The sequence below is a fragment of the Streptomyces sp. NPDC058464 genome (assembly GCF_042721035.1).
GTDB lineage: Bacteria > Actinomycetota > Actinomycetes > Streptomycetales > Streptomycetaceae > Streptomyces.
This window is the reverse complement of the sequence record NZ_JBHXMA010000072.1, coordinates 12,390-36,041: the sequence shown is the minus strand read 5'-3', so window position 1 is coordinate 36,041 and position 23,652 is coordinate 12,390. Positions and strand designations below refer to the sequence as shown.

Annotated in this window: 17 protein-coding genes and 2 pseudogenes; 11 read left to right on the top strand and 8 right to left on the bottom strand. The window is 67.2% G+C overall.

Going from position 1 to position 23,652, the window contains the following annotated elements; all coding sequences use genetic code 11:
* The coding region (locus ACFWPQ_RS48930) for an alpha/beta hydrolase (protein ID WP_384050899.1) at nucleotides 1-489 on the bottom strand (489 nt) is incomplete at its 3' end.
* 733 nt (nucleotides 490-1,222) lie between these two features.
* Here ACFWPQ_RS48930 and ACFWPQ_RS48925 point away from each other — a divergent pair.
* From ACFWPQ_RS48925 to ACFWPQ_RS48905, 5 genes and pseudogenes are all read left to right on the top strand, one after another.
* Nucleotides 1,223-2,218, top strand: a complete 996-nt coding sequence (locus tag ACFWPQ_RS48925) for a GlxA family transcriptional regulator (RefSeq protein WP_383719729.1) — start codon at nucleotides 1,223-1,225, stop codon at nucleotides 2,216-2,218.
* Between the two features lie 604 nt (nucleotides 2,219-2,822).
* Nucleotides 2,823-3,398 carry a TetR/AcrR family transcriptional regulator gene (locus ACFWPQ_RS48920; RefSeq protein WP_383719732.1) on the top strand — a complete coding sequence of 192 codons (576 nt, stop codon included), beginning with the start codon at nucleotides 2,823-2,825 and terminating at the stop codon, nucleotides 3,396-3,398.
* A 436-nt stretch (nucleotides 3,399-3,834) separates the two neighbouring features.
* Nucleotides 3,835-5,034 carry an IS701 family transposase gene (locus ACFWPQ_RS48915; protein WP_384050896.1) on the top strand — a complete coding sequence of 400 codons (1,200 nt, stop codon included), beginning with the start codon at nucleotides 3,835-3,837 and terminating at the stop codon, nucleotides 5,032-5,034.
* A 416-nt stretch (nucleotides 5,035-5,450) separates the two neighbouring features.
* Nucleotides 5,451-6,389 carry a MerR family transcriptional regulator gene (locus tag ACFWPQ_RS48910; protein ID WP_384050893.1) on the top strand — a complete coding sequence of 313 codons (939 nt, stop codon included), beginning with the start codon at nucleotides 5,451-5,453 and terminating at the stop codon, nucleotides 6,387-6,389.
* Nucleotides 6,390-6,475: 86 nt separating this feature from the next.
* Nucleotides 6,476-7,391, top strand: a pseudogene (locus ACFWPQ_RS48905) (IS982 family transposase).
* Between the two features lie 38 nt (nucleotides 7,392-7,429).
* Here ACFWPQ_RS48905 and ACFWPQ_RS48900 read toward each other — a convergent pair.
* On the bottom strand, nucleotides 7,430-7,924 hold the full coding sequence (locus tag ACFWPQ_RS48900; RefSeq protein WP_384050890.1) for a MarR family winged helix-turn-helix transcriptional regulator: 495 nt from the start codon (nucleotides 7,922-7,924) through the stop codon (nucleotides 7,430-7,432).
* A 132-nt stretch (nucleotides 7,925-8,056) separates the two neighbouring features.
* Entirely contained in the window at nucleotides 8,057-9,283 is a 1,227-nt protein-coding gene (locus ACFWPQ_RS48895; protein ID WP_384050887.1) for an acyl-CoA dehydrogenase family protein, read from the bottom strand.
* A 63-nt stretch (nucleotides 9,284-9,346) separates the two neighbouring features.
* Between ACFWPQ_RS48895 and ACFWPQ_RS48890 the strand changes: the two genes are divergently transcribed.
* Nucleotides 9,347-10,174, top strand: coding sequence for an SDR family oxidoreductase (locus ACFWPQ_RS48890; RefSeq protein ID WP_383719743.1), 828 nt, complete (start codon nucleotides 9,347-9,349; stop codon nucleotides 10,172-10,174).
* Between the two features lie 206 nt (nucleotides 10,175-10,380).
* Here ACFWPQ_RS48890 and ACFWPQ_RS48885 read toward each other — a convergent pair.
* The 3 genes and pseudogenes from ACFWPQ_RS48885 to ACFWPQ_RS48875 form a co-directional block, all read right to left on the bottom strand.
* Nucleotides 10,381-11,501: pseudogene (locus ACFWPQ_RS48885) on the bottom strand (IS630 family transposase).
* Between the two features lie 681 nt (nucleotides 11,502-12,182).
* Complete coding sequence (lpdA, locus tag ACFWPQ_RS48880; RefSeq protein ID WP_383719746.1) at nucleotides 12,183-13,595, bottom strand: dihydrolipoyl dehydrogenase; 1,413 nt, start codon at nucleotides 13,593-13,595, stop codon at nucleotides 12,183-12,185.
* A gap of 182 nt (nucleotides 13,596-13,777) precedes the next feature.
* Nucleotides 13,778-14,956: a saccharopine dehydrogenase NADP-binding domain-containing protein gene (locus tag ACFWPQ_RS48875; protein ID WP_384050884.1), complete on the bottom strand. Its 1,179-nt coding sequence runs from the start codon at nucleotides 14,954-14,956 to the stop codon at nucleotides 13,778-13,780.
* 91 nt (nucleotides 14,957-15,047) lie between these two features.
* Here ACFWPQ_RS48875 and ACFWPQ_RS48870 point away from each other — a divergent pair, with 91 nt between their 5' ends.
* Nucleotides 15,048-15,677 (top strand): TetR/AcrR family transcriptional regulator, encoded by a 630-nt coding sequence (locus ACFWPQ_RS48870; protein ID WP_383719751.1) that lies wholly within the window; start codon nucleotides 15,048-15,050, stop codon nucleotides 15,675-15,677.
* A 143-nt stretch (nucleotides 15,678-15,820) separates the two neighbouring features.
* Nucleotides 15,821-16,711, top strand: a complete 891-nt coding sequence (locus tag ACFWPQ_RS48865) for a short-chain dehydrogenase/reductase (protein WP_383719752.1) — start codon at nucleotides 15,821-15,823, stop codon at nucleotides 16,709-16,711.
* Between the two features lie 37 nt (nucleotides 16,712-16,748).
* On the opposite strand, the gene ACFWPQ_RS48860 is transcribed toward ACFWPQ_RS48865, so the two are convergent.
* Complete coding sequence (locus ACFWPQ_RS48860) at nucleotides 16,749-17,414, bottom strand: TetR/AcrR family transcriptional regulator (protein WP_383719754.1); 666 nt, start codon at nucleotides 17,412-17,414, stop codon at nucleotides 16,749-16,751.
* Nucleotides 17,415-17,755: 341 nt separating this feature from the next.
* On the opposite strand from ACFWPQ_RS48860, the gene ACFWPQ_RS48855 reads away from it, so the two are divergent.
* Genes ACFWPQ_RS48855 through ACFWPQ_RS48845 form a run of 3 tightly spaced genes read left to right on the top strand, consistent with a single transcriptional unit; the run spans nucleotide 17,756 to nucleotide 21,163 of the window.
* Nucleotides 17,756-18,724: an enoyl-CoA hydratase/isomerase family protein gene (locus ACFWPQ_RS48855; protein WP_384050881.1), complete on the top strand. Its 969-nt coding sequence runs from the start codon at nucleotides 17,756-17,758 to the stop codon at nucleotides 18,722-18,724.
* Between the two features lie 7 nt (nucleotides 18,725-18,731).
* The gene (locus ACFWPQ_RS48850) at nucleotides 18,732-19,655 is read left to right on the top strand and encodes an alpha/beta hydrolase (RefSeq protein WP_384050879.1); all 924 of its coding nucleotides are present in this window, start codon (nucleotides 18,732-18,734) and stop codon (nucleotides 19,653-19,655) included.
* Between the two features lie 35 nt (nucleotides 19,656-19,690).
* On the top strand, nucleotides 19,691-21,163 hold the full coding sequence (locus tag ACFWPQ_RS48845; RefSeq protein WP_384050876.1) for a class I adenylate-forming enzyme family protein: 1,473 nt from the start codon (nucleotides 19,691-19,693) through the stop codon (nucleotides 21,161-21,163).
* 75 nt (nucleotides 21,164-21,238) lie between these two features.
* Here the strand turns inward: ACFWPQ_RS48845 and ACFWPQ_RS48840 are convergent, their stop codons facing one another.
* Nucleotides 21,239-23,437 (bottom strand): SpoIIE family protein phosphatase, encoded by a 2,199-nt coding sequence (locus ACFWPQ_RS48840; RefSeq protein WP_384050873.1) that lies wholly within the window; start codon nucleotides 23,435-23,437, stop codon nucleotides 21,239-21,241.
* Nucleotides 23,438-23,652 lie beyond the last annotated feature (215 nt).

The following is a 23,652-nucleotide window of genomic DNA, read 5'->3' as shown; positions in this document are numbered from 1 at the left end:
GAGACGAAGCGCCAGAGCGACGGCGAGGAACCCGCCGATCGAGTGGCCGATCGGGACGATGTTCCCCGGCGCATACCCTTCGGAGAGCAGCCAGTTGAAAGCCGCCTCCGCGTCGTCCAGCTGAGCCGGGTACTTGTGTTCCGGAGCCCGCCGAAAGTCCAGGACCAGAACGGGAGCACCCGCCGCCTTGGCGATATGACCCCCGAGCTTCCGGTCGACGAACCCCGACGACAACACGGAACCACCGGCATGACTGTGCAGGAGAACATAGTCGGTGTTGGAGTCGACCGGCTCACACCAGATCCCCACAACACCACCCGCGTCAACTTCTCGATAAGTGACACCCTCCGGCTCACGAGCCCTCAGATGAACACTCTCCACCCGCGTACGCGTCGCATCCAACTCCGACTCAGGAACCACCAGCCCAGCCATCCAGTCAGCGAACTCAACCGCTTCCGGACTCAGCTCAACAGCAGCGCGATCAGACACGTGACACCTCCACAGAGGCCTTTGGGCACACCAGGTCCGCGCTCCGTCCCGTCGGAGCACGTCAGACGCCGAAACGCCTTGAGGGGTGTGCAGCCGATTCGACTGTGACATCGACCCTAGGAGCGCTAAGTTCAGAAAGTCAACCCAGCGAGCCGTTACGGGCAGGGAACCCAGAGGAAGCGGGCAAGGTCGCGACTGCCGCACAGGAGGCACCGCCGACATCGGGCGCGGCGGCGCGAGTCACTCCGCCGCCCAAAACAGGCAGGTCCGCGTCATGGTCCACCTAGAAGACGACCCGCTCATTGTCGTACGCGGCATCTGGGTACTGCTGTCGCCAGTCGGTCCCGAATGCTTTGAGAGCAGCGGCGCCATCGGGGGGCAACGGGGTGTGCTGTATACAGTCCGGTCGCACGAATCGGTTGGCCGTCGCCGTGTCCTCACGGGCATACACGCCCCTGAGGACACAGACGGCGACCGACTTCTGGCAGCCGAGACGGACGCTTTCGCCAGATCCGGCGACGGCCAACCCTCGGGAAGCCCGCCGTCGGCAGCGATGAGAGCGACGGCCGCGGCACCAGATGTGACGGTACTCACGGACTCCGGTCTCCGAACTCAGTGGAACTTTAAGCGTCTTGACTGACGGGCGCGGGTGGTGACGCCTGCCATGGGCCCAGTGTGCTGCCGCACCGGTTCGCTACCATGGCATGAATGCCACTTGCGACGGGATCCTGCCATGGCACACGTTCACCGCATCGCCGTTCTGGCCGTTGACGGGGTGTACCCCTTCGAACTGGGCATCCCCAGCCGGGTCTTCGGGGCGGCCGACGGCCGCTACGAGGTCTTCACCTGCACCGTCGACGGCCGCCCGGTCCGCACCAACTCCGACTTCTCGATCACCGTCGAGCACGGCCCGGAGGCACTGCGCACCGCCGAAACCGTCGTCATCCCGCCCTTCGTCACCACCGCCGTCACCCGGGAGGTTCCGCAGCCCGTCGTGGAGGCGCTCGCATCCGCAGCTCCTGGCAGACGCCTCGTGTCGATCTGCACCGGCGCCTTCGTCCTCGCCGCCGCCGGACTCCTCGACGGACGGCCCGCCACGACACACTGGGTGGTCACAGACCTGTTCCGCGAATGGTTCCCCCAAGTCGCCCTGAATCCCGACGTCCTGTTCATCGACGACGGGGACGTGCTGACCTCGGCCGGCGCCGCCTCCGGACTCGACGTCTGCCTGCACATCATCCGCAAGGACCACGGCAGCGAAGTCGCCAACCAGGTGGCGCGCATGTGCATCGTCCCCCCGTGGCGCGATGGAGGTCAGGCGCAGTACATCCAGCATCCGGTACCCGAGAACAAGGCCAGCGGAACGGCAATCGCCCGCCAGTGGGCTCTGGAGAACCTTCACGAGCCGATGACCCTGACGGAACTCGCCGAGCACTCGCACATGAGCCTGCGCACTTTCGCCCGCCGCTTCACCGAAGAAGTGGGCATGAGCCCGGGACGCTGGCTGATCCAGCAACGCGTCGACCGGGCACGGCAACTCCTGGAAACCACCGACCTGCCGGTGGACGAGATCGCCGGCCAGGTCGGCTTCGCCGGTGGCACGTCACTACGAGAACACCTGCACGCCGCCATCGGCGTCTCGCCGCTCACCTACCGGCGCACCTTCCGCGGAGCCCCGTCGCCCGACCCGCTGGGCGCCACCGCAAACACTGCTCCTCGAAGGCGATGAGAAAGCGGCCCTGCGTCGGAGCCGCACCGCGAACCGGTAACGAGCGACTCGATCACGACCAGCGACTCCGATGTCACTCCCTGCCCGACTTCGGTCGACGCACGGACACAGGGCAGGGCGGTCCCTGCCCGCAAACTGCAAGACGGCCCGTGAACCACCGAGTGGGCCGTCGGCCTGTTCACCGAAACGATCGCGGGCGCCGAGCAGTAGGCCGGCGGAGCCGTCGTGCGCCTTGACTGCGGGGGCGCCACATCCGAGGCGCTGCGACAGCAGGCAACGGAGAGCGAACAGGTATTGGCCGCCGCGTGCGTGGACATCGGGCACGGTCCGTATGGTGGCCGACGCCGGGAGTCACAACTGGTCGCTCGCGGGGCTCCTCATCTCACCGCGAGTGGGCCCCTCTTGCGGACGTCAGCCCCACCACTTAACATTACGATCGTAAGCTGAAGTGCCGGTGGCCGGGCAGAGCGCGGGCAACATGCTTGCCACAACGGCCTGCTGCCTCGCTCGCGCGGCGGCAACTCCGTCGGCGCCTTCCACCATTCCAGTGAGGCGGAGGTGTCTCCGCTTCTCGCCGCAGAACAGCCGAGGGCCCCTCCGAATCATGTCGAGCCGTGACACACCCAAACCTGTCCGTACGGACGCGGCACGTAACCGCACCCGCCTGCTCGACGCCGCGCGCATCGCCTTCGCATCCGACGCACCGGTATCCCTGAAGCAGATCGCGCGGGACACGGGTGTGGGGATCGGCACGCTCTACCGGCACTTCCCCACGCGAGAAGCACTGGTCGAAGCGATCTACCAACAGGAGCTGGCCCAGCTGTACGCAAGCGCCGAGGCCCTCCTCGACGCGAAGGATCCAGCCGACGCGCTGCGCAGCTGGATGGACCACTTCGCCCGCTACGCGAGTACGAAGCGAGAGTCAGCAGACGCGCTGCGAGCAGTTCTCGTGTCCGACATCGCGACCGCGTCACAGACACGCGTGCGGCTCTGCGCCGTAGTGCAAGCCATCCTTGATGCCGGTGTCGCCGCCGGGACGCTGCGCGACGATGTCCGCGCCGAGGACATCGTCGCCACCCTCGTCGGTATGTTCACGACGACCTCGCTGGCAGGCGGCCATGAGCAACTGGACCGCATGCTTGACCTGCTGATGGACGCCGTCCGGCACCCAGCTTCATGAGAGGATCGAGCTCAAGCCTCTACGAAGCCACCCGCTGACCGATCGTGGGGTGGTCGGATCGAGCGGAGTTCCTGAAGGGTGATCGCACTCCCACTCAGTTCGGCAGCCATCCGGCGGATGGTCAACTTGGCCCGCAGATAGGCAATACACTTGCGGGCCGCAGCAAGCTCGGACAGGTCGCCGCCGTCCATACTGAACAACTGCCCCGCATCTACGAGGTGCTGGCGACGCCACACATAGATCGTCTGGTCGCTGACGTAGAGAAGCCGGGGCATACCACCGCAGCCCCCGGAGATCTCCTAGTACTCCAGTTGCAGTTCGCTATTCCTGCTGGTCAGGTGCGTGTTCGTGAGTGTACTTGGCTGATGTGCCGTCAGGTGGCGGGAGTTCGTGACGTCGGGTGCGGCGGGTCGTTGTGCTTGTCGTGCAAGATGATGTGCGGCCTGATGTCTGGTCGGCGGAACTGGAAGAGCTGCTGGTGCGGATCGGCCACCGCTTCGGGCGGGTGGATCTGCGACGGCGGATGCGGGCCTATGTGCAGGGCCTGCTCGGACCGGTGGGCCGGAAGAACAGCTGGCAGCTGGCCGAGCACGCCGGTCACCGCACTCCCGCCGGGCTGCAGCACCTATTGAGTCGGGCCTGCTGGGACCCCGACGAGATCCGTGATGACCTGCAGGAATACATTGCCGAGAGACTCGGGGACCCGGCCGGGGTGCTGATCATCGACGACACCGGGTTCATCAAGAAGGGCACGGTCTCGGCCGGGGTGCAGCGGCAGTACTCCGGCACGGCGGGCCGCACGGAGAACTGCCAGATCGGCGTGTTCGCCGCGTACGCCTCCTCCAGAGGCCGCGCGCTGGTGGACCGGGAGCTGTATCTGCCGAAGTCCTGGACCTCCGATCCGGACCGCTGCACAGAGGCAAAGATTCCCGACGAGCGTGTGTTCGCCACCAAGGGCGACCTGGCCAAGGCCGTCATCGTGCGGGCCCTGGCCTCGCCGCTGCCGATCGCCTGGGTGACCGCGGACTCGGCCTACGGCCAGGAGTGGCGGCTGCGCCGCATGCTGGAGGAGGCCGGCGTCGGCTATGTCCTGGCCGTGCCGAAGTCCCAGCACGTGCACGCCATCGGCCGTATTGACTTCGCCATCTCCCAGGCACCCGAGGATGCCTGGGAACGCCACTCCTGCGGGGCCGGCGCGAAAGGGCCGCGCGTCTACGACTGGGCGGCAGCGAGGCTACCCGTGATCGACGACTTCGACGGCGATGCGCCCACCCACGACCGGTGGGTGCTGGCCCGCCGCAGCCTGGCCCGCCCGGACGAACTCGCCTACTACCTCGCCTATGCACCGGCCGGCACCGGCATCGCCGAGCTGGTACGGATCGCCGGGACGCGCTGGGCGATCGAGGAGGCGTTCCAGGCCGCGAAGAACGAGTGCGGCCTGGATCAGTACGAGGTCCGCCGGTGTCCGGGCTGGTACCGGCACATCACCCTGGCCATGCTCGCCCATGCCTTCCTCGCCGCCATGGCGGCCGCCGCGGGGGCGGAAAGGGGGGCCGCAGAATCGGTTCCGACGCTCTCGCCCCGCTCACGGTGGCGGAAATCCGGCGACTCATGGCAGCTGGCCGCCCCGCACTGACGCACATCCGGCGCATCCGCCACGCACTGGACTGGTCCCGCTGGCGCCGCCGTCACCAGGCCACCGCACGCCGCTGTCACTACCGCCGCCGCACCCGACGTCACGAACTCCCGCCACCTGACGGCACATCAGCCAAGTACACTCACGAACACGCACCTGACCAGCAGGAATAGCGAACTGCAACTGGAGTACTAGATGAATGAGTCCAAGGACTCGTAGCCGTAGGCCGCCAGCGAGCGATGTCGCATGTCGCTGCCATCGCTCGCCCAGCATGTGCAAGGCGTGCCCGTTTCATCCTGGCGGTCAGCGGAGAGCACGCGACGCATGCTTCAGCAACTCGGCGGACGTCTCGGTCGGGGCCCAGCTGTGCGGATTGCCTTGAGTCTCCAGTGGCTGGAGACGGCAGAGTGGGGGGCATGGACGCTACGACCCTCTACTCGATCGGGGAGCTTTCCCGGCGGACCGGCTTGTCTGTGAGGACCATCCGGTTCTACTCCGATTCGGGGGTGGTAGCGCCGACCACCCGTAGTCCCGCCGGTTATCGGCTCTACGACCTCGACGCACTGCTTCGTCTGGAACTCCTGCGCACACTGCGCGAGCTGGGCATGGACCTGCCCACGATTCAACGGGTACTGGACCGTGAGCTCTCGGTGGCGGAAGTCGCCGCGGCGCACGCCGACGCCATGGACGTCCAGATCCGGATACTGCGACTGCGTCGGAGCGTTCTGCGAGTCGTGGCCAGACGCGGGTCCAGTCCCGAGGAGACCAAGCTCATGCACAGGCTCACGCAGTTGTCCGGCGAGGAACGCCGACGTTTGATCGACGATTTCGTGGATGGCACCTTCGGCACAGTGGATGCCGACCCGGCCGCGGTGGCCATGGTCCACGCTGCCACTCCCGACCTCCCCGATGATCCGACCAGCGAGCAGGTCGCCGCGTGGGTGGAGCTCGCCGAGCTGGTCGGCGACGAGGATTTCCGTGCCCGGATGCGCCGGACGGCCGTACGCCAGGCCGCCGGGCGCCCGCTCGACATCGAGCGGGATGCCGGCGAGGAACTGATGGAGCTCACCCGTCAGAAGGTGGCCGAAGCCACGGAGTCGGGCATCGACCCGCTCAGCGACAGGGCCGCACCCGTCATCGACGACCTCGTGCACCGCTTCGCCGAGGTGTTCGCACGCAACCCTGACACGGATTTCCGGGACTGGATGGCGCAGCAGTTCGAAGAGGCGCACGATCCCCGGGTAGACCGATACTGGCGGCTGGTGTGGATCGTCAACGGCTGGCAGATAGTGCCGAACCTGATCCCGGTGTACCCCTGGCTCATCCAGGCCCTGCGAAATGACCACGCCGCATAGTCACCGCAGTGGAGACCGCCCGGGATCCTTGAATGAGTCCAGGGGATCGCCTGCGGACATGAGACGAGGGCGTCCAACGTCGATGTGTGACTAACGACCTGGACACCCTCGCAACGGCACTCTATGCCCGGATTGACGACGAGTTGAAGGCTTCGCCGTGGCTGGCGCCGTGGCGGCCTGCCGTCGGAATCACGCCCACGCTCAGTGACGCCGAGCTGATCACGCTCGCGGTCATGTCGGCGCTGCTCGGATACACCTCTGAACGGCGCTGGCTTCGCCGCGTCGGGCGGGACTTCGGCCACCTGTTTCCCTACGTGCCCCAGCAGTCCGGCTACAACAAGCGGCTGCGCGCCGCGTTCTCACTGCTCACCAGCATGATCCGGATCGTGGCCCGCGATACCTCACTGTGGAGCGACGATGTATGGCTGGTCGACTCCACACCGGTCGGTTGCGGTTGCTCCCGTGAGACGGCCAAACGCTCGGAGCTGGCAGGCTGGGCCCAGTACGGCTACTGCGCATCACACTCGCGATACTTCTGGGGGCTGCGTCTGCACCTGGTGTGCACACTCGGCGGACTGCCGGTCCTGTTCGCACTCACCGGGGCCAAGGCGGACGAGCGCGAAACGCTGCGCGACATGCTCGATACTGCGCCAGACGTCCTCGCCGTTCACCCCGGGCAGACGATCATCGGGGACAAGAACTACTTCGGCCGCGAGTTCGAGCACGGCCTTGCCGAGCGTCACCTGAAGTTGCTGCGGCCAGCCCGCAAGGGGGAAGCCGAGCCGGCCGGGTCACACCTGTTCAAACCGCTGCGGCAGGTCATCGAGTCGATCAATCAGACCTTCAAGGGTCAGCTCAATCTGGAACGACACGGCGGCAAGAGCCCGGCAGGGGTGTCAGCCCGGGTCTTGTGCCGGATCCTCGCACTCACAGCGGCGATCTGGCACAACGACCACACCGGACAGCCCCATCAAGCGATCACTCACTGCTTACGATCACTGACCGAAACGACACCCCTTGGACTCATTCATCTAGCGCTACTAAGCGCTCTTCGCGCCGCTCTTCTCCCGGACAGCGTCGAACATAGAAGTGAGCGCAGGACTCTCGGCAAGACTGCCCAGCAAGGCATGAAGCGAGCGCCGTCCAGTGGTGTCCAGGTCGGCAAGAATTTCGCTGTCGAGACCGACCAGTGTGCGGTTGAGGTCGACCAGGACCTTGCGCCCGTCGTCGGTGATATCGACGGCGTACCGACGCCGATCCTGCGGATCGCGTGTCCGCTGGGCGTATCCTGCCCGCTCCAGGTCGTCAAGACTCGTCACCATCGTCGCCGGGTCGATGCGCAGGAACGAACCGAGCGCCAACTGCGGCATGGCCCCATTGTCCGCCAAGGCCTGCAAGACGCTGTAGTGCCGCACCCGCAGGCCGGTACCGCTGATACCGACCTCGGCGATCCTGAACGCAACCTGCCCGAGCTTGACCAGCAGGCAGATAGTATGTTTGGCCACTGTCCCCGGTACCAGCGGAGTCTCGGACATCGTTTATCCCGCCCATGGTTAGTCCTACGTACGGTCCGGGTCCATCGTACGAGAAGGCTGGGTGCGGCCGGAGCGTGTAAAAGGATCTCCCTGCACAGAAGAGGGGCTCGCAGGGCCGTGTTGCGCGGGCTGTCAGCCGACGATGCCCCGACCAAAGATCTGCCGGGCTATGACCCACTTCTGGATTTCGTTCGTGCCCTCGTAGATCTCGCCGATCTTGCTGTCCCGGTAGATCGCCTCGACGGGACTGCTGCTGCCGTCGGAACCCAATTGGCGCGCGAAGCCGAGGCCTCCGAATGCCTGGACAGCGTCGCGCGCCATGTCCACCGACAACTTGGTTGCGTAGTACTTTGCCATGGCGGCCTCGGGCTCCGGGGACGGGTTGCCGGCATCCAGGCGCAGGGCAGCCTTGGTGTAGAGAGTGCGGGCGTTCTCGATCTCGGTAGCCCGTTCGGCTAGCAGGAACTGCCAATGCTGGTTGGCGGCCACCGGCCTGCCGAAGACGTGTCGCGTCGACAAGTGGGCCACGGTGAGGTCGAAGGCGGCCTGCGCCATGCCGACCCCGGCAGCCGCGATGCCGATCCGGCCGTAGGTCAGCGTGGACAGCGCGTGGCGCAGTCCGTGCCCCTCGGCGCCACCGAGGATGTCGTCGTCGGACAGGCGCACATTCGTGAGGCGGATGTCCGCGGTGAGCTGACCGCGATTGCCCATCTTGCGGTCGGCCAGGCCGACTTCCACGCCCGGAAGCGCCATGTCGACGATGAACATGCTCAGCCGCTCGCCGGTGCGGGCGAGAACCACCACGAACCCGGCGACGGGCGAGTTGGAGATCCACCGCTTGTGGCCGTTCAGCACCCAGCCGGCCTCGGTACGTACGGCCTCGGTCTGAACCGCCTGCGGAGACAGGTCACTGGAGGCGTCCGGCTCCGTGGTAGCGAACGCGCCGACCACCGAGCCCTCCGCGACCTTGCGCAGCCACCGCTGCTGTTGTTCATCGGTGCCCTGCCGCAGGGCGTTGCCCGCCAGGATGCAGTGCACGTCGAAGACGGCCGCGACACTGCTGGAATAGTAGGCCAGCTCTTCGATGGCCGCGGCGGTGGCGGTCGCCGGGTAGGTCAGTCCGTCCCCGCCGACCTCGCTGGGGAAGGGGATCCGGTACACGCCTACCGACGCAAGCGCGTCGAACACCCGTCTGGGGAAGCCGTCCGTACGCTCATCGCCCCCCGCGATCACCGCAGCATGCGGAGCCACTTCGCGTTCCGCGATCAGGCGCACCGAGGCACGGACGGACCGCGCCTCTTCGGGGGCGAGGAGCTCGTGGTAGAGCCGATCACTCTGACGCGCAGGGGTGAAAGTCATACGTAGACCATATCATTAGTAGCGCATACGATTAGCTCAACAATCAACCCTGGAGGCTCCACCATGACACGGACCCTGGCCGGCAGAACCATCCTGATGTCGGGAGGCAGTCGCGGCATCGGACTCGCCATCGCCCTGCGCGCAGCCCGCGACGGCGCGAACGTGGTGATGCTCGCCAAGACCGCCGTGCCGCACCCGAAGCTCGAAGGCACGATCCACACCGCCGTCGATGAGGTTGAGCGAGCTGGCGGCAAGGGGCTAGCAGTCGTCGGTGACGTCCGCAACGAGGACGATGTACGCACCGCCGTAAGCGCGGCGATCAGCACCTTCGGCGGCATCGACATCGTGGTGAATAACGCCAGCGCGATCGACCTGTCATCGTCGGAGCAGCTGGAGATGAAGCGGTACGACCTGATGCAGGACATCAACACGCGGGGCACGTTCCTGCTGAGCAAGGCGGCGATCCCGCACCTGCGCGAGGCGGGCAACCCACACATCCTCACGCTCTCCCCACCGTTGAACCTCACGCCGTACTGGGTGGGGAAGCATCTCGGTTACACGCTGTCGAAGTACGGCATGAGCCTGTGCACCATCGGGCTCGCCGAGGAACTCGCCGCGGACGGCATCGCCGCCAACTCGCTGTGGCCGCGGACTCTGATCGATACAGCCGCCGTACGCAACGTGGTCGGCGGCGCCAGACAAGCCCGTACTCCGCGGATCATGGCTGACGCCGCGCACTCCATCCTCACGCGTGACCCGCGGAAGTGCACCGCCAACCTGTTTATCGACGACGAGGTCCTGTCGGACGAGGGCATCACCGACCTGTCCGTCTACAGCCCTACCGGCTTTGAGGGTGATCTCGCGCTCGACATATTCGTCGATCCGGCCTGATCCCGCACCTCTCAGCACATGAACGCGAGGGCGTTCTCGATGCCCTCCTCGCCCTCCTTGAGGACCTCATCGGCGAGCTTCGAGTTGAAAACTGGGCGGGGTGGGGCATCTGCAACGCCCCCACCGTCATCGCGCCGCGGCCGCGCAGGACAGCCGGGCGTCCGACGCCGCACCGACCCCGGCGCGCGGGAGACAGCTTAGGCGGCTTACCGTCCTCCCCAGCGGATGGCCTTCTCGCTGCGGACGTCAGCGCGTTCTCGGCGCTGGGCGGCGAGGACATCGGGGGGACGCGTATGGGTGTTGCGGCAGCGCAGGTAGGCGTGCAGGGCCAGGGTCTGCGCGATGTGGTTGGGGTGGTTCGAATTGGCGATGGTGAACTGCCGCAGCGGTCCGAAATGGGCTTCGATCGGGGTCGCCCACGATGCATACGTCGGGGTGAAACACAGTTCGCCCCGATGTTTCCTGGCCCAGCGGCGGATGTCGGTGCCCTTGTGAGCGGACAGGTTGTCCATGATGACGTAGAGGGGCGCGCCGTCGGGTCTGGCGGCGCGGATCTACTTGAGCGCGGCCAACGTGTTCCCGGCGCCCTTTCTGTGACGATTGACGCCCCACAGAGTGTCTGTCGTCGCCGATCGAGTAGCAACCGTGGAAGTAGCGCATGCCCTGGGTGCGGTGGTAGGTCGCGGAATGCCGCTCGGGATGGCCTTGCTCGGCCCGGCTGACGCCGGCTGTGGGTCGGATGCCAAGCGGCCCGAACTCGTCGAAGGCGAACACCCGGTCCGGGAAGCGCTCCAAGACCTCCTCGATGTGGTCCAGCTTGGCGCCGCGGTCGGGGTCGGGGTCGGGGTCGGGTGACTCCTTCCACGTCTTGGTGCGCTGGAAGGTGACCCCGTGGCGGGCTAGCAGACACCGTAACGCCTCGCGACCGATCCTGATCACGCGGCCGTGGACGCGGCGCAGGTAGGCAACGAGTTTGCGGATGGACCAGCGGGTAAAGGGCTGACCGAGCTTGGTCGGGCGTGTGGTGGCCGCCGCTACGCCGAAGTCCTCGTCGTCAGGGCCGAGCAGGTGGGGGACGGCCTCCCGCCCATCGAGGGTCCAGGCAGGCCAGACCTATCTCGATGAAGCGGTGGATTACGTCTCGGACGGTGTCCTCGTCGGTCTGGACCAGCCTCGCGGTCACCGGCACGCGGTTCCCGCCGGCCGAGGCGAGCAGCATCATCGCGCGTCGGAACCGCACCGAATTGATGCTGCCCCGGCGTACGATCTGCTGCAGCTTCTCCCCCTCTCCATCGGTCAGTCTGCGCACACGGACAGGCTCCGCCACCACACCCCCAGCAGTCGGACCGGACGTCGCCGCCCACCCAACCGTCATGGCCACCAACCCGGCGAACCGGCTGCCGGCAAAGTGCCCTCGCACAGAACCGGTTGGCGATCGTGAGGGACAGGCCGCCTTCCAGGACCGGCTCGAACTGCGGGAAACCGCGACGCCGTCCGGCCGACCAGCACAGACAGCGGCTTCCTGCCGTAGTCGGCCAACTCGTCGGCAATGCCCTGAGCGGCGCCTCTTGCAGGTCCTCCCTTTTTCGACACCCCGGCGGCGTGCTGGTGGGCCCGACGGATGGTGGCGTCCCCGTTCATTACTCAGGTGATCAGGCCCTTCGCGTGGGCCTGGGCCTGGAGCTGGGTGACGCCGTGGCCCCAGGTCTACGACCGGTTCGACCGCCGGCAACGGGATGGTACCTGGCCCGGATCGACTGTACGGCTCTGGCACATCGCACAAGGGAACACCTGCTCGGGTCCGCACCCTATGCCGACTACCAGCTGCCGCCGCGCCTGCGGCCGGCCCGGCTTGATGCCCTGCGGCAACAACGGCTCCAGCCGGGCCATGGGCCGTTTTTCAGACCACGACGCCCCCACAGAGCGTGACCGCCTACAGTCGTGATCCACTTCGGTAGCAGACCACCCAACCCATCCTCACGTCGTATTTCGAGGGGTCAGCGCCCTGCTACATGTTGATCATGTGGCCCGCGAGGCCGTGGACGGCTTCCTTGACCGCCTCGCCGAGAGTGGGGTGGGCGTGGACGTTGCGGGCGACCTCGTGGACCGTGAGGTCCCACTGCTGCGCGAGGGTGAGCTCAGGGAGGAGTTCGGTGACGTCGGGGCCGATGAGGTGGGCTCCGAGGAGCTCGCCGTACTTGGCATCGCTGATCAGCTTCACGAAGCCGGTCGCATCACCCAGGCCGTGGGCCTTGGCATTCGCAGTGAACGGGAACTTGGCGACCTGGACGTCGAATCCCTTTTCCCTCGCCTGGGCCTCGGTGTAGCCGAAACTGGCGATCTGGGGCTGGCAGTAAGTGGCGCGCGGGATCATCGCATAGTCGAGCTCCATGGTTTCGGCATCGGCGAGGGTCTCGGCGGCGATCACACCCATCGCCTCCGCGGTGTGCGCGAGCATCAACTTCGCGGTGACGTCACCGATGGCGTAGATGTGCGGGACGGAGGTGCGGCACCGCCCGTCAACGTCGATCGCGCCGCGCTGGGTGACCGTGACGCCGGTGTTCTCCAGGCCGTAGCCGGTGACGTTCGGCGCGAACCCGATCGCTTGGAGGACTTTGTCGGCTTCCAGGACCTGCTGGGAGCCGTCCTTTCCAGTGACCGTGACACGGACCTGCGGACCGGACTCATCAATCGATTCGACGCGGGTCGAAGTGAGGACGTCGATACCCAGCTTCCTGTACTGCTTCGCCAGTTCGGCAGAGACCTCGACATCCTCAAGGGGGGCCACGCGGTCCAGGAACTCGACGATGGTGACCTTCACCCCGTAGTTGTTCAGGACGTAGGCGAACTCGATGCCGATCGCGCCGGCGCCCGCGATCACGATGGACTGCGGCAGGTCTTCGGCGAGGATCTGTTCCTCGAACGTCACCACCCGGGAGGTGCGGCGGGTGCCGGGCAGCAGCTTCGGGGTCGCACCGGTGGCGATGATGCAGTGGTCGAAGGAGACGGTGCGGGTGTTGCCCTCGTAGTCGGCCACCTGGAGCGTGTGGGGGTCGACGAACGTGCCACGGCCGCTGATTTCCGTGATCTTGTTCTTCTTCATCAGGTAGTGGACGCCCTTGACCCGGCCGTCCGCGACCTTGCGGCTACGGCGGAAGGCCTCCCCGTAGTCGAAGGAGACCTGTCCGTCGACCTTGATACCGAAGGTCTTCGCCTCGCGGGTGAATATGTGCGCGAGTTCGGCATTGCGCAGCAGGGCCTTGGTGGGGATGCAGCCCACGTTCAGACAGACGCCTCCCCAGTACTTCTCCTCGACGACCGCGACACTCTTGCCCAGTTGGGCGGCCCGGATGGCGGCGACATAGCCGCCGGGGCCCGCACCGAGTACGACGACGTCGAAGCGCTCACCCTGCTCGTCCATGGATGGTTCCTTTCCGCTGGGGCGGCCGACTCCTCGCAGGAGCCGACGTAGTCCCGATCGAACAACCTGTTCATCAACTCATCAGCGGTGGCCCCGCCACCACCCGCCGCAGGGAGACCTGCGGCACTCCCCCGGGCGTCCGCTTCAGCGCTCCGATGCCTCGGTCTATGCCCGCGCAACGGTCATGGACGGCGCGCCGGCACCTCGTCCACTTCGTGTACTCCGGCCTCGGCGGCAGCACGGCTCACGGTGTCGAGCCCGAAGGCTGCGATCGGTCCGTGCACGCCGGGTTCGAGGACGGCATCCGGCGCCGCCGCATGGACGGCCGCCCAGGCCAGAAGGGAGCCCGTCATCTCGTACGGATCCGGTCCGGTGAGAACCGACCTGGCCAGGGCGCGACCGTGGCCGTCGCGGGCGACGGCGATCACCAGGGAACGGCCGTCGGCGTCCGGTTCGCGATGCGATCCGGGGAGCCGTTCGGACCACCGGACCAATGCGGCCCGCACCTTCGCCGACCGCAGCAGTGGTGCCTGGAGCGTGGCGGCGATCTGTACCGGGCGGGTCCACCGCCCGAGCCAGCCCAGGGCCACCTCGACGCTCTCCAACTGAGGGAAGACCGCCGGCAGGCCGAGGTGCTCCGTGCCCGGGACGGTCATGGCCGCGCGTTTCACAGTGGCGTAGCGGAAGGTACGAACACGCTTGGCGGCACGCTCGTCGACCAGACGGGAAGGCATCCCAGAGCGTGGACGGCGGTAGGCGAACCCGTCCTCGGCCGCCCCGGCGACCAGTGTCTGCCGTGTGCCTGCCGTGGTCAGGGTGTAGGAGTCGCGCAGTGTGCTCCGGTAGAGCAGTTCGTCCCCGTGTCCCGAACGGGTGATGAAGTAGCCGATCTCGACATGGCGTGCACGCTCGCCCGCCTTGCCCACAGCCAACCCGCCGGCGAGGTTGCCCGGCACGTAGTCGTAGCCGAAGGCGGGCACCACGGTGGCTCCTCGGGCGGCTGCGACAGGGTCCAGTTCAAGGAGGACGCGGCGGGCGAAGGCTCCCTCCCCCGTGGAGTCGAAGTAGTGCGCACCCACCCGCGCCGCCGCCGTGACCGTGGCCATGCCGAGTTGCATGAACGGCCCGACCGTGGAGAGGACGACGTCGCTGGGCCCCAGGAGGCGCGTGAGGTCGGGCACCGAGGTGACGTCGACCTCAACCGCCGGCAGCTCCGCCTCGAAGCGGTCGGCCAGGGTCAGCATCCTGGTTCGGTTCCGCCCGACCAGAGTCGGCTTCTCACCTCGTGCGAGCAGTTCCCGGAGCACCCGCTGCCCGGTGTACCCCGTCGCGCCCAGCAACACGATCCTGCGCTTTTCCACGGCTCCGCCTGCCTTCCGGGAAACACGGACGACCTTTGACCGACCGCGAGTCATTCATTGACTTGCGGTCATTGAATATACGATGGTACGCATGCGAGGGCCAAACCGACGACAGCTGTATGCAGAGCAGACCCGGGCGGACCTGGTGTCAGCCGCACGCAGGCTGTTCGTTGACAACGGGTTCGCGGACACGTCGGTCGAGGCCATCACCGTGACGGCCCAGGTGAGCAAGGGCACCTTCTACCACCACTTCCCGGACAAGAAGGCGATGTTCGCCGAGCTCTATGCGGAGCTGATCCAGGAGGTCGGGATCCTGGGAGACGCCACGACCGAGGCGATCCGCGCCGCGCCGGACCGGCCCGCCATGACAGCGGTGGCCGATCTCACGCATGCCTTCCTACGGCGGACCATCGACGATCCCCTGCATCGTGAGCTGATGGCCCAGGCGCCCTCGGTCCTGGTGGAGCAGTACCGACAGATCAACGAGACCGTCGCCCAGCCGCCGCTCGAACGGCTGCTGTCCGCCCTGGCCGAACGAGGCGACCTGCAGCCGGACGTTCCCGTGGCCACTGTCGCCCGACTGCTGCTGGCCAGCCTGTGCGAGGGCAACCACATCATCGCCGCGGCGACGGACCGGGAGGCCTCACTGGCGAGGACGTTCCGGGCCATCACGCTGCTGATGTCGGGCTTGGCAGCCGACGGCATCAGCGCCCTCAGCTGACGGTCGCCGCCGGCATCCCGCCGATCACCGGACCGACAACACCCTCCCCCAGTTCGTCCAGTTGCCGGACTCAGCAGGTCCGGCGGGTACGCGAGTGTGTGCCATGTCTTGTGTTCCATCAATAACGAAGTTATGTTGCCGCCATGAAACGTGACTTGCTGGGCAGAAGGCTGGTTGTCACCGGAGCGGCACGCGGCATCGGCGAGAAGGTGGCCCGTCTGGCCGCCGCCCGAGGGGCTCGTGTGACCCTGATCGGCCTGGAGCCGGATCGACTGCGCGATCTCGCCGCGGACCTCGGCCCCACCGCTTCCTGGCGTGAGGCCGATGTGCGCGACGGTGCCGCGCTACGGTCCGCCATCGACGGGGCCGCGCAGACCATGGGCGGCATCGACCTCGTCGTCGCCAATGCCGGCGTCGTGGCGTACGGCACGGTCCGGCAGACGGACGAGGCCTCGTTCGAGCGGGTCCTGGACATCAACCTGAACGGCGTCTTCCGGACCCTCAAGTACGCGACGCCCCATCTGGAGCGCAGCCGGGGCCACGTATTGGTGGTGGCGTCCGCGCTGTCCTTCATGCCGTTGGCGGCGATGGCCTCGTACGGCGCGAGCAAGGCCGCGGCCGAACTGCTCGCCCTGACCTACCGTCAGGAGGTCGCCCACCTCGGAATCACGGTCGGCCTTGTGCACCCGTCCTGGATCGACACGGACCTCGTCCGGGGCGCCGAGGCGGACCTCCCCTCGTTCCAGGGCCTGCGGAAGCGGCTCCCCTATCCGGGCAACGTGACCACAAGCTCCGACCGGGCGGCCGCCGCCATCGTCGACGGTCTCGCACGCCGGCGCGGTCGCGTGTACGTCCCGCGCGCGGTCGTCGTGGCCAACTGGGCGAAGGCGGCCCTGAACTCCCCGCTGGCGTGGCCCTGGGCGAGACGCTTCGCGGCCCGGGCGGTTCCGTCCCTCGAACGGGAGGTGGCGGCACTGGGCAGGCACGACCAGCTCACGCCGGGTTCCAGTACCCCCGGATCGAAGACCAGCTAGCCTCGCCCGCGCGCGGCGCCGCACCCACCCCCGGTACTCACAGCCCTGGAGCAATCGAGTCGTACAGACGGGCCCCGGCCTCGTGCGACGCCTCGGCACGTTCCCGGCCGTCGCCCAGCCCGACGGAGAAATTCACCCCCATGGGCAGCAGCACCTGGGCCACCGCGTCGTCGAACTCGATGAAGTGCTCAGCCAGTTCGAGGGTGATGTAGCCATGGACCAGACTCCACAGCTGAGCAGCTATGACCCCGGGGTCCTGCTGTTCGACCCGGCCAGAACCGACGAGCCGCTCACACGCAGCGACGACATGAGCGTGAGCCGCCTGGAAGGCCGGCGAACGCCCGCTCAGGCGAAGGTCCTCGTCCGACAGCGGCCGGTATGTGGCACGAGTCGACAGGCCGAACATCAGGTCGTACAGGTGAGGGTTTGCGCGAGCCACGCGCCGGCAGGTCAAGGCCATCGCGAAGAGTTCCGCGATCGGGTCCTCGGTCACGGGTACGCGGGCAAATGCCTTGCCAAGCTCCGTGAACCCGTGGTCGACCACGGCTCGCATCAGTTCGGGGACTCCGCCGAAATGGCTGTAGACCACCATCGTCGACAGCCCGCTGGCGGACGCCACCGTGCGCACTTTGACGGCCGACGGCCCCTGCTCGGCGAGCAGACCAATGGCGGCCCGCACAAGTCGCTCCGGCGCATCATCCATCTTCGCCCGCCCTGGCATGGCCTCGCACCTCCACTCGACTCCGCCGCCGGCCGCGATCGCTTGGGATCGATAACACTTAGTGGCGGATGTCACACTTGAAATAACTTGGTTATATGAATCGTGCGAGGTCAGGATACACACCACGAGTGACGCACCCTCCGGGACATGGGTGTGCGTCCTCGGGGGTGCATCCACGCACTGTCCTGGATCCCTGCCGACGGCACGGCCGCAGACCTCGGCGATTCAGCCCCATCGCCGCACCGTCCATGCGCGGCTGTCCACACGCATCTCACACTCCCATGGACTCAGCACGGGACGAACTCAGCACGGGAGCAGAATTCATGCCATACAAAGACACGGGCCGTCTGGAGATCGAGAACCGCGGCGCGGTCCTGATCGTCCGGGTCGACGGCGGTCCCCACCAGGTGTTCGGCCTGGACATCGCCAATCAGTTGGACAAGTTGCTGGACCGGGTGGACCGTGACCCGGGCATCCGTGCCGTGGTCTTCACCGGGGCGCACCCCGAACGCTTCGTCAGTCATGCCGCGGTCGGATGGCTGCAGGAGGAAGGCGCGGCGAGCCCCAGGGTCGGCCGCCGCGGTGCCGCCGCCGTCGTACGCGTGGCGAAGTATGTGGACCGGTCTCGTGTCCTGGGCGCCGTGATGCGCAGGACACCGATGCGCGGAGCGCTCCAGTTGGAGCGCCTTCACACGACCTTCCTGAGGATGAACGGCAGCGGTGTGCTCTTCGTCGCGGCCCTCAACGGTTCGGCTCTCGGTCTCGGCGCGGAGTTCGCCTGGGCGTGCGATCTGCGGGTCATGGCCGACGGGGACTTCTTCATCGGCCAGCCGGAAATCCTGCTCGGCATCATCCCGGGTGGCGGCGGCACCCAGCGCCTGACCCGCCTGATCGGCACGCACCGTTCCCTGGCCGCGATTCTCGAAGGCAAGCCGTTCACTCCCGCGGAGGCTCTCGCCAACGGCGCGGTCGACAAGGTCGTTCCGCAGAACGCGGTGGTCGCACACGCGGTCGAACTCGCAGAACGCTTCGGCAAGAGGCCGAAGGGGTCGGTCGCGGCCGCCAAACGGGCGGTGTACTTCGGCGGCTCGAAGTCGCTGCAGGACGGTCTGCACGTCGAACGCGCGGAGTTCTTCATCAGGGTCACGTCGAAGGAGGGACAGGAACTGATGCTCGACTACAGGAAGAGTACGGACACCACCGGCGAGCTGCCGCTCTACCGGCCGGACACCTATGAGCAGGCACTGACCTCGGGCACCGTGCCCGGGCGCGGCCCGGCGAACGGACGGTGAGGCGATCATGACCGATCTGCCGTCCGTCATCCGTCAGAACGTCACCTTCCCCTCCGGCGACAGTGCCTGTGCCGGCTGGCTCTACCTGCCCACGGGAGTTACCGCCCCGCCCGTCGTCGTCCTCGGGCACGGCCTGGGCGCCACCCGCGAGATGCGCCTGGATGCCTTCGCCGAGCGCTTCGCGCAGGCCGGCATCGCCGCTCTCGCCTTCACCTACCGGCACTTCGGCGACAGCGGCGGCCGCCCGCGCCAGCTCCTGTCGATCAAGCGTCAGCTGACCGACTGGGACTCCGCCCTCGCCTACGTCAAGTCGCGCCATGACGTCGACCGGGCGCGTGTCGCGGTGTGGGGCAGTTCCTTCGGCGGCGGCCACGCCATCACCGTCGCCGCACGCCATCCCGAGCTGCGCGCGGCCGTGGCCCAGTGCCCGTTCACCGACGGCCTCGCCTCCGCGCTCGCACTCGGCCCGGTCGCCTCACTCAAAGTGACCCCCGTGCTCGCGCGGGATCTGGCGGCCAGGGTGCGCGGCAAGGCGCCGGCCATGGTGCCCATCGCCGCGGCCCCCGGTTCACCGGCCCTCATGAACGCGCCGGACGCCCTGCCCGGATACGAGGCGCTGCAGCCGGCCGGGACGACGTTCCGCAACGAGGTGGCGGCACGGGTCATTCCGTCCATCGCCGCATACCGACCCGGACGCGCGGCGAAGAAGGTCACCATCCCGATCCTCTTCTGTGTCAGCAACACCGACTCCGTCACGCCTCCCGCCCAGACCCTCCGGTACGCGCGCACCGCGCCCCTGGGAGAGATCAAGAGGTACGACGCCGGCCACTTCGACTTCTACACCGGCGAGACCTTCGAGGCTCTGGTCCACGACCAGATCGAGTTCCTCTCCCGCCGGCTGGACCCGGCGCCCGCCGCTTGGACGACGTGACCGGTTCGCATCACACCGAGACAGGTACTCTCGCCATGAACTTCGCTTCTCTGCCCGACCGTCGAGCCGCGGCCGACCCTCACGGGGCAGCTGTCGCCGACGGGCAAGGATCCCTCACCAACACCCGGCTGCTGCAGCGCGTCCGCACGGCGGCGCGTCAGCTGCACGACCTCGGAATCGGGACCGGCGACGTCGTCGCCCTCAAGCTGACGAACCGCGTCGAGTTCGTCGTGCTGCTGTTCGCGGCATGGCGGCTCGGCGCCACCGTCACACCGGTCAATCCGAGCATGACCGACGTCGAAGTGATCCGCCAGCTCAAGGATTCCGGTGCGCGCCTACTGGTGGCCGAAGACGGTACGGAAACCACTGCCGGTCTGGCCACGCTCACCGTCGGTGAGCTGAGCGACCAGGTGGCCGAGTGGGATCGCGCTCCGCATCTGGACTCGTCGGCTCTGGCCCTCCTCATCTACACCAGCGGTACGACCGGAGTGCCCAAGGGCGTGATGCTCGATCACGCCAACATCGATGCCATGGTGGAGATGGGACGCCAGTCCCTCCAGGTCGGGCCGAGTGACCGCTGTCTGCTGATCCTGCCGCTCTTCCACGTCAACGGCATCGTGGTCAGCGTCCTGACGCCGCTGCTCGCCGGCGCCAGTGTCGTCATCGCGGGCGGCCGGTTCGATCCTCGCGGCTTCTTCGACCTCGTCGAGCGGGAGCGTCCCACCTTCTTCAGCGCCGTCCCGACCATCTACGGCATGCTCGCGGCACTCCCGGACGATGTCCGGCCCGACACATCGTCGCTGAGGTTCGGAGTCTGCGGCGCCGCCCCTGCCTCCGCCGAACTGCTCACCCGGTTCGAGGCCCGGTACGGGTTTCCCCTTGTCGAGGGGTACGGACTTTCCGAAGGAACGTGCGGCTCGACCATCAACCCCGTCGCGGGACCTCGACGCGCCGGAACCGTGGGGCTTCCCTTCCCCGGCCAGGAGATCCGGATCATCGACGCCGAAGGCGGCGAGGTGGCGCCCGGCACGGACGGCGAGGTCGTCGTGAGAGGCCCCAACGTCATGCGGGGCTACCTCGGCCGTCCGGACGAGACGGCCAAGGTTGTCGTCGACGGCTGGCTGCACACCGGCGACGTGGGTCACCTCGACACCGAGGGCTATCTGACCCTCGTCGGACGCTCGAAGGACATGATCATCCGGGGTGGGGAGAACATCTACCCCAAGGAGATCGAGGATGTGCTCACCGCTGATCCGTCGGTGCTTGAGGCCGCCGTGATCGGTGTACCCGACGAGAAGTGGGGCGAGGTGGTCGTCGCATACGTCCAGGCCCGACCAGGTTCGACCGTCGACACGGAGTCGCTGAAGGCGCTCTGCGCACGCAGCCTCACCGGCTACAAAAGGCCGGCCTCGTTCGTCGTGGTGGAAGCCATCGCGAAGAACGCGGTCGGCAAGATCGACAAAGTCTCGTTGCGCGCTGCCCACGCCGAAGTCTCCGCCAGGTCCTGACCCGACGCGGTGCGGCTACGGGTCGTCTTGGGCGGCCGCCCGTAGCCTCGCCGGTTCCAGAAGGCCTTCAACCGCTCAAACCCCGTCGAAGGTGTAGTGGGACTGCTCCGCAAGGGCGGATGGAATCACCTGTTCCGCCCAGATGACCTTGCCCTCGCGATTGTGCCGCGTGCCCCAGCGTTCGGTGAGCTGGGCAACCAGGAGCAGGCCACGGCCTCCCTCGTCGAAAGTCCTGGCGCGGCGCAGGTGCGGGGCGGTGCCACTGGCGTCGGAAACCTCGCACGTCACGGTGGACTCAAGGATCATCCGCAGTTGGATGGGGCTCTTGCCGTAGCGGATGGCGTTCGTGACCAGTTCGCTCACCACCAGCTCCGTCGTGAACGTCATCTCTTCCAGTCCCCAGGCGGCCAGCAGGTCGGAGGCGAAAGCACGCGCCTCGGACACAACGACCGGATCAGAGGGGAGATCCAGTGTCGCGACGTGATCGGCGTCCAACGCTCGGGTACGCGCCACCAGAAGGGCGACGTCGTCGGCAGGGCGCCCCGGCAGCAGCGCGTCGAGCAGGCCGTCGCAGGTCTCCTCCAGGGACTCCGGTGCGTGAGCGAGGACATCGGACAGGATCGCGATGGCGCTGTCCACGTCGCGGGCGCGGCTCTCGATGAGGCCGTCGGTGTACAGCACCAGCAGGCTGTCCTGATCCAGCTCGAACTGGGCGGTTTCGAAAGGCAACCCACCCAGACCCAACGGCGGACCGATCGGCACCTCCGGGAAGGCGACTGCGCGGGAGGTCGCTGCATCACCAGAAGTCACGACGGCCGGCAAAACGTGTCCGGCGCTGGCCAGGGAGCACACGCGGGAAACGGGGTCGTAGACCGCGTACAGACATGTGGCGCTGATCTCGTCCATGCCCCTCTGCTCCGCGCGCTGCAGACGGATGACGACATCGTCGAGGTGCGTCAGCAGTTCGTCGGGGGTGAGGTCGATGTCCGCCAGAGTACGGACGGCCGTTCGTAGTCGGCCCATGGTGGCGGAGGCCTGGAGGCCGCGGCCGACCACGTCGCCCACGACGAGGGCGACGCGTGCTCCGGAGAGCGGGATCACGTCGTACCAGTCACCGCCCACGCCGGCTCGGGTTCCGCTGGGCAGGTAGCGGGAGGCCGTCTCGACGGCGGACTCTTCCGGCACGTGCTGTGGCAGCAGACTGCGCTGGAGGGTGAGTGCGGTGCGCCGCTCCTGGGTGTAGCGACGGGCGTTGTCGATGTTCACCGCTGCTCGGGAGGAGATCTCCTGGGCAAGAAGGAGATCGTCGTCGTCGAAGGACTCGGCGGTGCGGCCACGGGAGAACTGTGCCAGCCCCAGAGGGTTCCCACGTGCCCACAGCGGGACCAGGAGCATGGAGTGGGTACCGCCGGTGTCCGAGCCGCATCCGGCTTCCGCAGGTCCCGTCAGCCACGTCGGCGCGTCGGCTGCCGTGATGCCGAGACGGAGGGGTTGTCCGGTGGCCAGTACGACAGCCGGCTCCGACTCCTCCGGGTAGCTGTGCCTCAACCCTGGGGCGACGGCCGGGTCCGTGCCGCCGATCGAAGAGTCGGAGACGGACTGCGCGATGCGACGGAGTAGCGGCGGCCCCTCTGCCGGATGCGTTACTTCTTCGCAGAAGACGGCGTCGAGAAGGTCGACGGTCACGAAGTCCGCGAGGTGGTCGGTGCCGACGTCCGCCAGTTCCTGGGCGGTGCGGGTGGTATCCAGGGTGGTCCCGATCCGCGTACCCGCTTCGTTGATGGTGATCAGCCGCCGCTGCAGCCAGCGGTCGCGTGCACTCTGGTACGCCGCGACCGCCTGCTGCGCGGTGCGATCGACGTACTCGAAACCCAGCGCGCTCAGTGTGATCGTCACTGCGTTGAGCAGCACAGGGTCCTTGGTGAGACGGCCGGTCTCCTCATGGAACAAATGAAACAAACCCGCGTGGACGAGCCGATAGACGCGCAGCAATTCGCTGATCTGAACCCCGTGCTCGGCAAGCCGACAAGCGAAATCGATGGCCGCCGGCGGCGTCGTGACCTCGGACAACTCGCGTCCGCGCTCAATAAAATCCAGAACGGTGTCGAGGTGTTCGGACAGCGCCACTGGCGCCAGAGCGGCGATGTCCTCGTGCTGCCATACCTCGGGAAGCTCGCTGCGCAAGTGTTGCAGCACGACTTCGGCCAGGTCATCCGATCGGGGCTTCAGCCCTCGGGCGAGATCTCGAAGGAAGGCATGGGCTTCTGTTCCCATAGACCAAAATGTACGGGTAAAGAATGATCCAAGCACATCTCTGTACCCACCGGCGTCCGCCGTCCGGTCGAGGGACTGGGCGACGACGACTCACCCTGGCCAGTACGTGCCCGCATGTGGATCAGAGATCGCAGAGGAAGCCGAGCAGCTCCCGCTTCACCTCATAGGAACGTCCTGCTGGGATCCAGTGCCCGCGGTCGGCCAGGACCACCGAT